The sequence below is a fragment of the Pseudomonas sp. QS1027 genome (assembly GCF_002814235.1).
GTDB lineage: Bacteria > Pseudomonadota > Gammaproteobacteria > Pseudomonadales > Pseudomonadaceae > Aquipseudomonas.
The window spans coordinates 101,129-116,089 of sequence record NZ_PHSU01000009.1 but is presented as its reverse complement, the minus strand read 5'-3'; the positions used below and the strand labels follow the sequence as shown (position 1 = coordinate 116,089).

At 61.6% G+C, this 14,961-nt stretch carries 8 protein-coding genes; all 8 read right to left on the bottom strand.

What is annotated here, in order from left to right; all coding sequences use genetic code 11:
* Nucleotides 1–76: 76 nt before the first annotated feature.
* Nucleotides 77–1,540 (bottom strand): lytic polysaccharide monooxygenase, encoded by a 1,464-nt coding sequence (locus CWE01_RS10260; protein WP_100940415.1) that lies wholly within the window; start codon nucleotides 1,538–1,540, stop codon nucleotides 77–79.
* 542 nt (nucleotides 1,541–2,082) lie between these two features.
* Nucleotides 2,083–3,150: a uroporphyrinogen decarboxylase gene (gene hemE / locus CWE01_RS10255; RefSeq protein ID WP_100940414.1), complete on the bottom strand. Its 1,068-nt coding sequence runs from the start codon at nucleotides 3,148–3,150 to the stop codon at nucleotides 2,083–2,085.
* 113 nt (nucleotides 3,151–3,263) lie between these two features.
* On the bottom strand, nucleotides 3,264–4,682 hold the full coding sequence (locus tag CWE01_RS10250; RefSeq protein ID WP_100940413.1) for an FAD-dependent oxidoreductase: 1,419 nt from the start codon (nucleotides 4,680–4,682) through the stop codon (nucleotides 3,264–3,266).
* Between the two features lie 33 nt (nucleotides 4,683–4,715).
* Nucleotides 4,716–9,164, bottom strand: a complete 4,449-nt coding sequence (gene gltB, locus CWE01_RS10245; RefSeq protein ID WP_100940412.1) for a glutamate synthase large subunit — start codon at nucleotides 9,162–9,164, stop codon at nucleotides 4,716–4,718.
* A gap of 349 nt (nucleotides 9,165–9,513) precedes the next feature.
* The gene (locus tag CWE01_RS10235) at nucleotides 9,514–11,097 is read right to left on the bottom strand and encodes an AAA family ATPase (protein WP_100940411.1); all 1,584 of its coding nucleotides are present in this window, start codon (nucleotides 11,095–11,097) and stop codon (nucleotides 9,514–9,516) included.
* A gap of 10 nt (nucleotides 11,098–11,107) precedes the next feature.
* On the bottom strand, nucleotides 11,108–12,208 hold the full coding sequence (gene aroB / locus CWE01_RS10230; protein ID WP_100940410.1) for a 3-dehydroquinate synthase: 1,101 nt from the start codon (nucleotides 12,206–12,208) through the stop codon (nucleotides 11,108–11,110).
* Between the two features lie 149 nt (nucleotides 12,209–12,357).
* Complete coding sequence (gene aroK / locus CWE01_RS10225; RefSeq protein WP_026145113.1) at nucleotides 12,358–12,876, bottom strand: shikimate kinase AroK; 519 nt, start codon at nucleotides 12,874–12,876, stop codon at nucleotides 12,358–12,360.
* A gap of 4 nt (nucleotides 12,877–12,880) precedes the next feature.
* Nucleotides 12,881–14,956, bottom strand: coding sequence for a type IV pilus secretin PilQ family protein (gene pilQ / locus CWE01_RS10220; protein WP_100940490.1), 2,076 nt, complete (start codon nucleotides 14,954–14,956; stop codon nucleotides 12,881–12,883).
* Nucleotides 14,957–14,961: the final 5 nt, after the last annotated feature.

Sequence of the window (14,961 nt, the reverse complement as noted above, 5' to 3'; positions counted from 1 at the left end):
CCAAAACCAGGTAACAGTATCGCCAATAAACCGAATACGCCGGGCTGCCCAACAGCCCGGCGCTGAACCTTAGGGGTTATTTAGCGATCCAGGCATCTGTCCAGTTTGATCCGACACCAGGCACATAGTGATGGCTGTCGATCTTGCACCAGTCACCCACGGGGAGCGGCTTGCATTCGTAGACGTTACCGTCCCTGGACAACACCTTGGTCCCGGGCTGATAACTTGCGATACCCTGCGGATACTCGAAGTCGTAATCCTGGCTGCCACCTTCACCGCCAAGCTCCACGGATGCCAGATCCTGACGAGTGGTACGGCCGCCATCGACGGTCACACCGATCAACTTGAGCTGGTGGATACCCGGCTCGCTACGCACGTCCATGTTCAGCCAGGTGCTGCCGGCCTCCACGAGTTGTGTCAGGGTGCCCACTGGATTGTTGGCGGCATCGAAGAGCTCGGCCTTGATGTCCATTTTACGGTTGGTGAGCACCGGGAAAGGCATCGCCAAGCGTCCTTCCTTGAGTTCAAAGTTGGTGCCGATAGCGGAAATCCGCATGCTCGCATCAGCGTCTTCCTGCATCAGCACATCGAGTTCATAACGATTCACACCACTTTCAGCTTTGGCGAACAGCTTGTTAATGCCCTTTATCGGCTCGATGGCACCGTCTTCACCACGGACACCGGCACGGACCAGCGTCTGGCTCCGGTTGATTTGCTCGGCCAGCTTGAACGACCAGTTCTCCGGCTTGCCCTCCTCGTTGTCGGCGATGGTGATTTCAGTGCTGTACTCGGCACTTTCACCCTCACCGGTCATGGCGCGGGCCTTGACCTTGTCACCGGCCAGCAGGGCTTGGGTCGGCGTGATGTTACCGACGGTTTTCCAGCCATCCGGCGCCTGTTCCTCGGCCACGATATTCACGTCGACCACGTTGTGGAACGCACTGCCGGTGTCATCCACGGTCCATATGCCCAGGATCACATGATGCCCGCTCTTGTCGGCGGGAATCTGGCACTCATGTTTCTCACGAGCCGGCCCTTCACTGCCCTGAGGCTTGTCGATGGGCTGTCGACCGCCCGCATCCACAAAGCAGAACGGCGTCAGATCGAACGAAGCACGTGTCAACGGCAGGTTGGGGTTCCAGCCGTTTTGGGTAATGAAGTACTCATACTTGGTTGCCGGGTGGCTGGCCTTGTAGTACCAGTCAAAGTTGATCGTACGATCAGTGATTTCGGTCTTGTACCAGCGGCTGGCCGACTGGATATCCATTGCAGCGAACAGGGCTATCCCACCACTGGCAATCTTGCCATCAGCCACGCCGGTAGCCGGGAAGCCCTTGGCGGTTTCACCGACGCTATGCGGCTCGTACTGCGCGCCACCGCAATCCTTGTTCAAGCCCTTCTGGCAAGCAAAGGCCCGGGACGGCGGATCATTCAGATAACCGTGCGCGGCGACATGCTGCGAGGCGACCAGGGTCGCGATGACCGCCAGGGAAGAGACACACCCCGACGCCTTGCCAAGTGCCGACATCTTTCTTTTCATGCGATTCAACTCCAGACTTATCCTATTTATCGGGTGGCCAGACATCCCTCCAAGATGAACGTCCCCCTCTTACTTCCATCGATACCCAATCAATCTACGCCGCCGTCCTGACCGCAAAGATCAACCGCGAAAGTTCCATACCCCATCAAAGGCGTCACGTCTTACAAAACAATTAAATTTCGGAGTACGCATTGTACGAAGCTGTATTTTTTTATATGTAGGAAAGATCCTGTGAAGACGCGCGACAGCTCTCCACTTCACTTATTCACCCAGGCGTTCGAATTCCGTCCAAGACTTTGTAACTAGACACGACCAAACATGAAGATGTTGAGTAGACGTCTCCGCATTAACGCCCAGAAAAGAATACTCCGACGCCCCATAGAGGAAGGCTTTACGGACAAGTCGATAAGCCGGTGGTTATCCGGACAGCACCCCGAATAGATTGCGAAGAATGAACCAGTAGCAGCAGGATAAGGAAAAACACGAAGGACTAAACGCAAAAACCCCGCCGAGGCGGGGTCATTGAGGAGACGCGGGGAAGATCAGCGATGGTACTGCGCGGAAAACTCGTGCACGGCGTTGATAAACGCACCGGCATGTTCCGGGTCGACTTCCGGCGTGATGCCATGGCCGAGGTTGAACACATGGCCGGAACCTTCGCCAAAGCTTGCGAGAATACGCGCCACTTCGGTACGGATGGCCTCGGGCTTGGCGTAGAGCACGGTCGGGTCCATGTTGCCTTGCAAGGCGACCTGGTGGCCGACACGACGACGGGCTTCGCCCAGATCGCAGGTCCAGTCCAGGCCCAGGGCATCGGCCCCTGCTTCGGCAATGCTTTCCAGCCACAGGCCGCCGTTCTTGGTGAACAGGATCACCGGAACCTTGCGCCCTTCGTGCTCGCGGATCAGGCCGCTGACGATCTTGCGCATATAGGCCAGGGAGAACTCCTGGTAGGCCGCTGCCGAGAGGTTGCCGCCCCAGGTGTCGAAAATCTGCACGGCCTGGGCCCCGGCGAGGATCTGGCCGTTGAGGTAGGAAGTGACCGACTGCGCCAGCTTGTCCAGCAGCAGGTGCATGGCCTGGGGATTGTCGTAGAGCATGGCCTTGGTCTTGCGGAAGTCTTTCGACGAGCCGCCTTCGACCATGTAGGTGGCCAGGGTCCAGGGGCTGCCGGAGAAGCCGATCAGCGGCACGCGGCCATTGAGCTCGCGGCGAATGGTGCTGACCGCGTCCATGACATAACCCAGGTCCTTCTGCGGATCGGGGATCGGCAGCGCCTCGATATCGGCCAGGGTGCTGACGACTTTCCTGAAGCGCGGACCTTCGCCGGTTTCGAAGTACAGGCCCTGGCCCATGGCGTCGGGGATGGTCAGGATGTCGGAGAAGAGGATCGCGGCGTCCAGGCCCGGATAACGGTCCAGGGGCTGCATCGTGACCTCGCAGGCGAACGACGGGTTCATGCACAGGCTCATGAAGTCGCCGGCCTTGGCGCGACTGGCGCGGTATTCCGGCAGGTAGCGACCGGCCTGGCGCATCATCCACACAGGAGTGACGTCCACGGGTTGCTTGAGCAGGGCGCGAAGGAAACGGTCGTTCTTCAGGGCAGTCATGTCGGCATCCGGAAAAAAAGTACGGGCATTTTCTCAGAGCGCGACGCAAAAGGCACGGCAAGAGCCGTGCCTTTTGTCTATCGGGTCAATTTGTCGCGGACATCAGGTGTCGATCAGACACCCAGGTAATCGAGAATCCCCTCAGCGGCATTGCGCCCTTCGAAGATCGCCGTCACCACCAGGTCGGAACCGCGCACCATATCGCCACCGGCAAAAATCTTCGGGTTGCTGGTCTGGTGCTTGAACTGAGCCTGTTCCGGAGCCACCACGCGGCCCTGGCTGTCGGTCTCGATGCTGAACTGCTCGAACCATGGCGCCGGGCTCGGCCGGAAACCGAAGGCGATGACCACGGCGTCGGCCGGGATGATCTCCTCGGAGCCCGGGATCGGCTCGGGGCTGCGACGGCCACGGGCGTCCGGCTCGCCGAGACGGGTCTCGACCACCTTCACGCCTTCGACCTTGTCTTCACCGACAATCGCGATCGGCTGGCGGTTGTAGAGGAACTTCACGCCTTCTTCCTTGGCGTTCTTCACCTCTTTGCGCGAGCCGGGCATGTTCGCCTCGTCCCGACGATAGGCACAGGTCACCGACTTGGCGCCCTGGCGAATCGAGGTCCGGTTGCAGTCCATCGCCGTATCGCCACCACCAAGGACCACGACCTTCTTGCCCTTCATGTCGACGAAATCTTCCGGCGACTTTTCAAAGCCCAGGTTACGGTTGACGTTGGCGATGAGGAAATCCAGGGCATCGTAGACGCCCGGCAGGTCCTCGCCGGCAAAGCCGCCCTTCATGTAGGTGTAGGTGCCCATGCCCATGAACACGGCATCGTATTCGGCGAGCAGTTGCTCCATGGTCACGTCCTTGCCCACCTCGGTGTTGAGGCGGAACTCGATGCCCATGCCGCTGAAGACTTCGCGGCGATTGCTCAGCACGCTCTTTTCCAGCTTGAACTCGGGAATGCCGAAGGTCAGCAGACCGCCGATTTCCGGGTTCTTGTCGAACACCACCGGGGTCACCCCGCCGCGCACCAGCACGTCGGCACAACCCAGGCCCGCAGGCCCGGCACCGATGATCGCGACCCGCTTGCCGGTCGGCTTGACCTTGGACATGTCCGGACGCCAGCCCATGGCGAACGCGGTGTCGGTGATGTACTTCTCCACCGAACCGATGGTCACCGCGCCAAAACCGTCGTTGAGGGTGCAGGCACCCTCGCACAGACGATCCTGCGGGCACACCCGGCCGCAGACTTCCGGCAGGGTGTTGGTCTGGTGGGACAGCTCGGCGGCGGCGAGGATATTGCCCTCGGCCACCAGCTTCAGCCAGTTGGGAATGAAGTTGTGCACCGGGCACTTCCATTCGCAATACGGGTTACCGCACCCCAGGCAGCGGTGGGCCTGGTCGGCCGACTGCTGGGGTTTGAAGGGTTCGTAGATCTCCACGAACTCTTTCTTGCGCTGACGCAACAGTTTCTTCTTCGGATCCTTGCGCCCGACATCGATGAACTGGAAGTCGTTACTCAGACGTTCAGCCATTACAAAAACCTCATCAAACTCTTCAGGCGCATATCACTGCGGGTTCGCACGGATGCTGGAAAGCAACGATTTCAGGTTGGCAGCCTTGGGCTTGACCAGCCAGAAACGACGCAGGTAATCATCAAGGTTTTCAGCGAGGTTGCGACCCCATTCGCTGTTGGTTTCCTCGACGTATTCGTCCAGCACATGCTGCAAGTGGTTGCGATAGGATTCCATCGCTTCGCCGCTGATCCGCTGGATCTCGACCAACTCGTGGTTGACCTTGTCGACGAAGGTGTTGTCCTGGTCGAGCACATAGGCGAAACCGCCGGTCATGCCCGAGCCGAAGTTGTAGCCAGTCTTGCCCAGAACCGCGACAAAACCACCGGTCATGTATTCGCAGCAGTGATCGCCCGTGCCTTCCACCACGGTGTGGGCACCGGAGTTACGCACCGCGAAACGCTCACCCGCCGTACCCGCCGCAAACAGCTTGCCGCCGGTTGCGCCGTACAGGCAGGTGTTGCCGATGATGGCACTGTCCTGAGTCTTGTAGATGCTGCCTTTAGGCGGAACGATCACCAGCTTGCCGCCGGTCATGCCCTTGCCCACGTAGTCGTTGGCGTCACCTTCCAGGTACATGTGCAGGCCACCGGCGTTCCACACGCCGAAGCTCTGACCCGCCGTCCCTTTGAAGCGGAAGGTGATCGGTGCCTTGGCCATGCCCTGGTTGCCGTGACGACGGGCGACTTCACCGGAGATCCGCGCGCCGATGGAACGGTCGCAGTTGCAGATATCCAGGGAGAAGTCCGCGCCGCTCAAGTCGTTGATCGCCGGCAGGGCCATCTCGACCATCTTCTCGGCCAGCAGGCCCTTGTCGAAGGGCGGGTTGCGCTCGACCTGGCAGAACTGCGGCTTGTCCGCCGGGATGTGATCGCTGCCCAGCAGCGGCGTCAGGTCCAGGTGGTTCTGCTTGGCGGTTTCGCCTTTGAGGATTTCCAGCAGATCGGTACGCCCGATCAGTTCCTCAAGGGTGCGCACGCCGAGCTTGGCCAGCCACTCACGGGTTTCCTCGGCGACGTAGGTGAAGAAGTTCACCACCATGTCGACGGTCCCGATGTAGTGGTCCTTGCGCAGCTTCTCGTTCTGGGTCGCGACGCCGGTGGCGCAGTTGTTCAGGTGGCAGATGCGCAGGTACTTGCAGCCCAGGGCGATCATCGGCGCGGTGCCGAAGCCGAAGCTTTCGGCGCCGAGGATGGCCGCCTTGATCACATCGAGGCCGGTTTTCAGGCCGCCGTCGGTCTGCACCCGGATCTTGCCGCGCAGGTCGTTGCCGCGCAGGGTCTGGTGGGTTTCGGCCAGGCCGAGTTCCCACGGGGCACCCGCGTATTTGATCGACGTCAGCGGTGACGCACCGGTGCCGCCGTCATAACCGGAAATGGTGATCAGGTCGGCATAGGCTTTCGCCACGCCGGCGGCGATGGTGCCGACACCGGCTTCCGCCACCAGCTTCACCGAGACCAGCGCCTTCGGGTTGACCTGTTTCAGGTCGAAAATCAGCTGCGACAAGTCTTCGATGGAATAGATGTCGTGGTGCGGCGGTGGCGAGATCAGGGTCACGCCCGGAACCGCATAACGCAGCTTGGCGATCAGGCCGTTGACCTTGCCGCCGGGCAGTTGCCCGCCTTCACCGGGCTTGGCGCCCTGGGCGACCTTGATCTGCAGCACTTCGGCATTGACCAGGTATTCCGGGGTCACACCGAAACGGCCGGTGGCCACCTGCTTGATTTTCGAGCTCTTGATGGTGCCGTAACGCGCCGGGTCTTCGCCGCCTTCGCCGGAGTTGGAACGCGCGCCCAGGCGGTTCATGGCTTCCGCCAGGGCTTCGTGGGCTTCCGGCGACAGGGCGCCGAGGGAAATACCCGCCGAGTCGAAGCGCTTGAGGATCGACTCCAGCGGTTCGATTTCGCTGATCGCCAGCGGCGTCTCCAGGGTTTTCACCTGGAACAGGTCGCGGATCATCGACACCGGACGGTTGTCCACCAGCGCGGTGTATTCCTTGAACTTGGCGTAGTCGCCCTGCTGCACGGCAGCTTGCAGGGTGCTGACCACATCCGGGTTGTAGGCGTGGTACTCACCGCCGTAGACGAACTTCAGCAGGCCGCCTTGCTGGATCGGCTTGCGCGCGCTCCAGGCTTCGCCGGCCAGCAGTTTCTGTTCGGCTTCGAGGTCGACGAAACGCGCGCCCTTGATCCGGCTCGGTACGCCACGGAAGCTCAGGTTGACCACTTCCTCGGACAGGCCGATGGCTTCGAACAACTGCGCACCGCGGTAGGAAGCGATGGTGGAAATCCCCATTTTCGAGAGGATCTTCAGCAGGCCCTTGGTGATGCCCTTGCGGTAGTTCTTGAAGACTTCGTAGAGATCGCCCAGCACTTCGCCGGTACGGATCAGGTCGCCCAGCACTTCGTAGGCCAGGAACGGATAGACCGCCGAGGCACCGAAACCGATCAGCACGGCAAAGTGGTGCGGATCGCGTGCGGTGGCGGTTTCCACCAGGATGTTGCTGTCGCAGCGCAGGCCTTTCTCGGTCAGGCGGTGGTGCACCGCACCGGTCGCCAGGGACGCATGCACCGGCAGCTTGCCCGGGGCGATATGGCGGTCGCTGAGGACGATCTGGGTCCGCCCGCTACGCACGGCTTCTTCGGCCTGGTCGGCGATGTTGCGCACCGCAGCTTCCAGCCCGACGCTCTCGTCGTAGTTCAGGTCGATGACCTGGCGAGCGAAGCCCGGACGCTCGAGGTTCATCAGCGAGCGCCACTTGGCCGGGGAGATCACCGGCGAGCTGAGGATCACCCGCGAAGCGTGCTCCGGAGACTCTTCGAAGATGTTGCGCTCGGCACCGAGGCAGATCTCCAGCGACATGACGATGGCTTCACGCAGCGGGTCGATCGGCGGGTTGGTCACCTGGGCGAACTGCTGGCGGAAATAGTCGTACGGCGTGCGCACACGCTGGGACAGCACCGCCATCGGCGTATCGTCGCCCATGGAGCCGACCGCCTCATAGCCCTGCTCGCCCAACGGACGCAACACCTGGTCGCGCTCTTCGAACGTGACCTGGTACATCTTCATGTACTGCTTGAGCTGCTCGACGTTGTAGAACGCCGAACCATGGTCGTTGTCTTCCATGGTCGCCTGGATACGCAGGGCGTGTTTACGCAGCCACTGCTTGTACGGGTGGCGCGACTTCAGGCGGTTGTCGATGGCATCGGTGTCGAGGATCTGGCCGGTTTCGGTGTCCACGGCAAAGATCTGCCCAGGACCGACACGGCCCTTGGCGATGACATCTTCCGGCTGGTAGTTCCACACGCCGATTTCCGACGCCAGGGTGATATAGCCGTTCTTGGTGGTCACCCAACGGGCTGGACGCAGGCCGTTGCGGTCGAGCAGGCAGACCGCGTGACGACCTTCGGTCATCACCACGCCCGCCGGGCCGTCCCACGGTTCCATGTGCATGGAGTTGAATTCATAGAACGCGCGCAGGTCGGCGTCCATGGTGTCGACGTTCTGCCATGCCGGCGGAATCAACATGCGCACGCCACGGAACAGGTCGATACCACCGGTCACCATCAGTTCGAGCATGTTGTCCATGCTCGAGGAGTCGGAACCGACACGGTTGACCAGCGGGCCCAACTCGTCGAGATCGGGGATCAGGTCGTTGGCGAACTTGGTGCGCCGGGCCTGGGCCCAGTTGCGGTTGCCGGTGATGGTGTTGATCTCGCCGTTGTGCGCCAGGAAGCGGAACGGCTGCGCCAAGGGCCATTTCGGCAGGGTGTTGGTGGAGAAGCGCTGGTGGAACACGCAGATCGCGGTTTTCAGGCTCGGGTCGCTGAGGTCCGGATAGAAGGCGGTGAGGTCCGCCGGCATCATCAGGCCTTTGTAGATGATGGTCTTGTGGGAAAAGCTGCAGATGTAGTGGTCGGTATCGGCGGCATTGGCCACCGATGAGCGACGACGGGCACTGAACAGCTTGATGGCGAACGCCTGGTCACTCAGGCCCTCGCCGCCGATGAAGACCTGCTCGATCTGCGGCAGGCGCTCCAGGGCCAGGCGGCCGAGGACGCTGGTATCGATCGGCACCTTGCGCCAGCCCACCAGTTGCAGGCCGGCGGCGAGGATTTCGCGATTCATGTGTTCGCGGGCGGCTTCGGCTTTGACCGGGTCCTGATTGAAGAACACCATGCCCACCGCATATTGCTTGGGCAAATCGCTACCGAATGTCGCTTTGGCGACGGTGCGCAGGAACTGGTCCGGCTTCTGGATCAGAAGGCCGCAACCGTCACCGGTCTTGCCGTCGGCATTGATCCCACCGCGGTGGGTCATGCAGGTCAGAGCCTCAATGGCCGTCTGCAACAGGTGATGACTGGGCTCGCCCTGCATATGGGCAATCAGGCCGAAACCACAGTTATCCTTGAATTCATCTGGTTGGTACAGACCTGCTTTCATAGACACTTTCTCACCAGGCTGCCTCTTTATCGAGGCAAATTTCTTTTCAATTCAACCGCTTACCATCCACGCCGAACGTACGCCGGCTTTGCAGGGGCAAAAGGGAGGTCATTGTACACACCGACATTCACGCCCACAAATTTAACGACGATTAGTCGAAAATTCATGTCGCATTTATGAAAGGTTTAAAGCGATATCTCGTGCTAGTCAAAACATTTTTGAATTTTGACCGTGACGACTCAAAACCACTGTGACGCAGACACCACAAGGCACGCGGCTTTGGAAGCAGCATGCCCTTGCGGAAATTTTGAGGTGCCGGGAAGGCGGCCTGGATAAGGCCGCCGATTCTTCAGCGAGTTGTGGCCAGGTCCTGTTGGACGCTGGCGACAGTACGAGGCCAAGGTTTACCAGCCTGAACCTTCGCTGGCAAGGCCTTGATGGCGCTGACGGCCGCATCGCGGCTGCCGAAGCTGCCGTAGGTGATCACGTAAAGCGGCTTGCCGTTGAGCACTTTCTTGAAATAACGGTACTCGCCGCCCTGTTCCTTGACGAAATTCTGCGCGGTGGTCTCGGAGCTGGTGCCGAGGATCTGGACCACGTAGTTGCCCGGCGCCTGGCCGGTGTACCAGCTGTGACCGGTCGCAGCGGCCTTGGCCACCACGGCTGGCTTCTCAACGGCCTTCTCCGGCGCCTTGGCAACCGGCTTGGGCACCGGAACCGGGGTCTGGGCCGGCTTGGCGGTAGCGACCTGGGCCGGCACCGGTTTAGCCACAGGAGTCGGTGTCGGGCCTGCTGGCACGCCGACAGGCGGTGCAGTGGTGGTGACGGTCGGCGGCTTGGCCGGGCCACCGTCAACCGGCGGCGCGATACCATCATCGCCCTCGATACTGCCACCCGCGGCTTCCGCCAGCGGACCGCGCATCACCGGCTGCGACTGACCGACCAACGGTAGCGGCATCGGCTGCGAATTGCCGGCGAATTCCACCGTCGGATTACCCGAGGCGTTCGGCTTCGGCGCCTGCCCCAAAGGCAGTTGCGCCTGTTCGCTGGCGGTGGTGCCAGCGGTGGACGGTGCCTTGTTGCGACCCGGAATCATCCAGGCCGCCGCGACGGCAACCACTACCACGGCGGACAACGCCAATACCTGCTTCTTAGGCATCTTGAACCCCATACTTGGACGCTTCACCGCGGAGCGGCTGGCGATCATCGCTTCGATCATGGCGTCACGGGCGACCTGGTTGATGTTGCCAGGCCAACCTTCGGCGCTTTCGTGAATCTCAGTGATCTGCTCAGCGGAAAAAAGTTCGATTCCCTGGCCGGCGCCATCAAGACGCTGGGCCAGGTATTCACGTGTTTCTTCTTCGGTGTAAGGCTGCAATTCGATCACGTGGAAGCGTTCTTCCTCCGCGCCGTGCTGCTCCAGCGCCGCGATCAGCGACGACTCGCCGAACATGAACACATGCGGGCGACCTTCCGGCGCGCCGGCCGCCAGGGCCAGCAGGGCCTCGATAGCGGAGTCGTCGAGCGACTCGGCATCGTCCACCAGCAGGTAGACCTCCTGGCCGGTCAGCGCCAGTTGTACCACCTGCTTGAGGATCTCGTGGACCTCGGCCTGGGCGACGTTCAGCGCCTGGGCGATCTGGCGCAGCACACCTCCCGCATCGCCGGCACCACGCGCGGAAACCACCACGCTTTGCACCGACTGCTTGTTGGTGCTCGCCACCAGCGCCTGGCGCAGCAGGGTCTTGCCGCTGCCCTGGGGGCCGGTGACCACCAGCAGCAGCTGGCTGTAGCGGGCCAGGTGGTGCAATTGCCCGAGCACCGGCTTGCGCTGGGCGGGGAAGAATTTGAAGCCAGGCACCCGGGGAGCGAAAGGGTCGTGACTTAACTGGTAATGGCCGAGGAAAGCCTCGTCGGCATGCAAACTGGTCATCGGAATCCTATCAACCTTTAAGCTGAGCCAGAGTGCGGTAGTCCGCCCCCAGCGTGGCCTGTAGAACTTCTTTCGGATAATCGTCGGTTACCACGGCTTCGCCCATTCGGCGCAACAACACCAGGCGCAGGCGACCGTCGATCACTTTCTTGTCAATTGCCATGTGTTCGAGAAAATCGGCTTCGGTCATTTCCTCCGGCGGAATCACCGGCAAACCGGCTCGCTGGAACAGGCGAATACCGCGATCACGCTCCTGGGCACTGATCCAGCCCAGGCGTGTGGACATTTCCAGCGCCATCACGGTGCCCGCCGCCACGGCTTCACCGTGCAGCCAGACACCATAGCCCATGTGGGTTTCGATGGCATGGCCGAAGGTGTGCCCGAGGTTGAGCGTGGCACGCACGCCGGACTCGCGCTCATCGGCACCGACCACCGCGGCCTTGGCCGCGCAGGAGCGCTCGATGGCGACGGTCAGGGCACTCTGGTCCAGGGCGCGCAGCTGGTCGACATGCTCTTCCAGCCAGGTCAGGAACGGCTCGTCGCAGATCAGGCCGTACTTGATCACTTCCGCCAGGCCCGCCGACAGCTCGCGCGGCGGCAGGGTGTTGAGGGTGGTGGTATCGATCAGCACCACATTGGGCTGATAGAAGGCGCCGACCATGTTCTTGCCCAGCGGATGGTTGATGCCGGTCTTGCCACCCACCGACGAATCGACCTGGGACAACAGGGTGGTCGGTACCTGGATGAAATCCACGCCGCGCTGGTAGCAGGCCGCGGCAAAACCGGCCATGTCGCCGATCACCCCGCCGCCGAGGGCGATCACGGTGGTGCGGCGGTCATGACGGGCGGTCAGCAGGCCGTCGAAGATCAGTTGCAGGGTTTCCCAGGTCTTGAAGGCCTCACCGTCGGGCAACACCACCGAGACCACGGAATAGGCCGCCAGGCTGCGGGTCAGGCGCTCGAGATAGAGCGGAGCGACGGTTTCATTGGAGATAATGGCAACCTGCCGACCGGCAATGTGCGGCGTCAGCAGCCCGGGCTGGTCCAGCAGCCCTTCGCCAATGTGAATCGGGTAACTGCGCTCGCCAAGATCGACCTTAAGTGTCTGCATGTGTCCCCACAGTGAAGATGGACGCTGGCGTCCAGTCTCAGGATTAACGATTGTCGGCGGCGTCTGGTATCGACGCGGCCCGATGGCTTCAAGCCATGACCGACACCGAGCATGGCGGTGGTCGAGGATAGCGCATTTCCTCCCGCGCTTTAACGGGGAGGCAGCTGCTGCAAGCGTTCAAGGATGTCCAGTACCACCATGCGTGGCGGCCGCTCATCGGTTTCCACCACCAGATCGGCGATTTCCCGATACAGCGGATCACGGATCGCCAAGAGGTCGCGCAGGGTCTTGGCCGGGTCGGCGGTGCGCAGCAACGGCCGGTTGCGATCACGGGCCGTACGCCCGACCTGCTGCTCAACCGAAGCGTGCAGGTAGACCACCCGACCGCCGGCGTGCAGGGCCTGGCGGTTTTCATCGCGCATGACCGCGCCGCCGCCGGTGGCCAGGACCACGCCGTCGGACGCGCACAGCTCGGCAATCATCGCCTGCTCGCGGTCGCGAAAGCCGGGCTCGCCTTCCTTGTCGAAGATCCACGGAATATTCGCACCGGTACGCAGTTCAATTTCCTTGTCGGAATCTTTGAAAGGCAGGCGCAGCTCTTTGGCCAGCAAACGGCCTATGGTGCTTTTTCCAGCCCCCATAGGCCCTACAAGAATCAAATTTCGCACAGAATCAACGACTCACAGCAATCGCCTGGTTATTCATGATACGCGGAGTCAGGAATACCAGCAGCTCGGATTTTGCTTCCGAGACAATGTCTCGACGGAAGAGGCGGCCAACATACGGCACATCGCCGAGAAATGGCACCTTCTCTTCGGTTTTGCTCTGGGTATTGGAGAACACGCCACCGATTACCACGGTCTCGCCGTCGTTGACCAGGACCTTGGCGTTGACCTGGTTTTTCTTGATCGGCGGCACGTTGTTCAACACGTTCTGGTAGTCCGGTTCATCCTTGGTCACCTTCACTTCCATGATGATCCGGTTGTCCGGGGTGATCTGCGGGGTCACTTCCAGGGACAGCGAAGCCTCCTTGAAGGACACCGAGGTCGCGCCGCTGGAGCTGGATTCCTGGTACGGAATCTCCGTGCCCTTGAGGATCTTCGCGGTTTCCTTGTCGGAAGTGACCACCTTGGGCTGGGACACCACCTCGCCGTTACCGGTTTTTTCCATGGCACTGAGTTCCAGGTCCAGGGTCGTGTTGTTGGTCACGAAGCCGATGCCGATCCCGGAGGTGGCGGTGGTCGCGCCGAGGTCGACGAACGGGGTGCTGGCACTCTGGCCGGTCAGGCTGGTGAGGGTCGGCGAGCCGCCAGAGGTGTTCCAGTTGCCGCCGCTGATCTTGCCGCCCCAACGGGCACCGAGCTGTTTGTCGTAACCGACGTTGGCTTCGACGATCCGCGCCTCGATCATTACCTGGCGCACCGGGATGTCCAACTGGGCGACGATGCGCCGCAGTTCGTCGAGGCGGTCCTGGGTCTGGTAGGCGATGATGTTGTTGGTACGGTCATCCACGGTGATCGAGCCACGCTCGTCGGCCTTGGATTCGGCACTGGTCACCGACTGGAACAATTTGGCGATATCCGCCGCTTTCGCGTAGTTGACCTGCAACAGCTCGCGGCGCAACGGCGCCAGTTCGGCGATCTGTTTCTGCGACTCCAGTTCCTGGCGCTCGCGGGCGGCGATCTCGTCCGCCGGGGCCACCAGCAGTACGTTGCCGATCTTGCGCTTGTCCAGGCCCTTGGTTTTCAGCACCAGGTCCAGCGCCTGGTCCCAGGGCACATTCTGCAGGCGCAGGGTGATACCGCCCTGCACCGTGTCACTGGCCACCAGGTTGAGGTTGGTGAAGTCGGCGATCAGTTGCAGCACCGAACGCACGTCGATGTCCTGGAAGTTCAGCGAGAGCTTTTCGCCGCTGTAGACAAACCGCTCGGCATTACGCCGCTGCAGGTCGTCGACGGTGAGCGGACGCACGCTGATGGTCAGCTTGTTGTCGGTCTGGTAGGTCGAGTAATCGAAGGCGCCGCTGGGCTCGATGGAAATGCTCGCCTTGTCGGCGACCACGCTGGCATTGACGAACTGCACCGGGGTGGCGAAATCCTTCACGTCCAGGCGCACCCGCAGGGGATCGGGCAGCTGGGTCTTGGCGAATTCCACGCTGATCTTGCCGCCACGCTCCTGGATATCCGGGCTGATGGTCGGATCGGACAATTCGATGACCACATTGCCTTCACCCTGCTCGCCACGCTGGAAGTCGACATTGCGGATCGCCCGCCCCGCCGCCACATAGGGCTTGGGCGCGGTCCGCGCCGGCGACGTCACTGCCGCGACAGGCCTTGATGCGCTGGTCTGGACCGGAGCGGCCGAGTTGCCGCCCTGGCCCACCACCACGAACAGGTTGCGGCCCTCGATACGCGTACTGTAAGGCGCCAGCTTGGTCAGGTTGATGATCAGCCGCGTGCGGTCCTTGGCCTCGACCACGGTCACGCTGCGCGCATTGCCCACGCCCAGGTCGCGGGTCTTCTTGACCAACTGGCTGGTGACACCGGTCAGGTCCAGGGCGATACGCGCCGGCTGGTCGGTGGTGTAGCCGTGGGGCGCGGCAGGGGGGCCGTCGAAGCCCAGCTTCAGCTCGACCCGATCGCCGGGCAACGACGCCACATCCAGGGTTTGCAGGTTGGCCGCCAACACCATCGGCGACACCAGCGCTATCCATAGCGAAATGCCGAGGGATGAAATAATCCTGTTCATATCGA

Excerpts from the sequence above, each read along its gene's own strand:
- CWE01_RS10260 (WP_100940415.1), bottom strand. The coding sequence starts at position 1,540 with ATGAAAAGAAAGATGTCGGCACTTGGCAAGGCGTCGGGGTGTGTCTCT.
- hemE (WP_100940414.1), bottom strand. The coding sequence starts at position 3,150 with ATGACTGCCCTGAAGAACGACCGTTTCCTTCGCGCCCTGCTCAAGCAA.
- CWE01_RS10235 (WP_100940411.1), bottom strand. The coding sequence starts at position 11,097 with ATGACCAGTTTGCATGCCGACGAGGCTTTCCTCGGCCATTACCAGTTA.
- pilQ (WP_100940490.1), bottom strand. The coding sequence starts at position 14,956 with ATGAACAGGATTATTTCATCCCTCGGCATTTCGCTATGGATAGCGCTG.
- CWE01_RS10250 (WP_100940413.1), bottom strand. The coding sequence starts at position 4,682 with ATGGCTGAACGTCTGAGTAACGACTTCCAGTTCATCGATGTCGGGCGC.
- gltB (WP_100940412.1), bottom strand. The coding sequence starts at position 9,164 with ATGAAAGCAGGTCTGTACCAACCAGATGAATTCAAGGATAACTGTGGT.
- aroB (WP_100940410.1), bottom strand. The coding sequence starts at position 12,208 with ATGCAGACACTTAAGGTCGATCTTGGCGAGCGCAGTTACCCGATTCAC.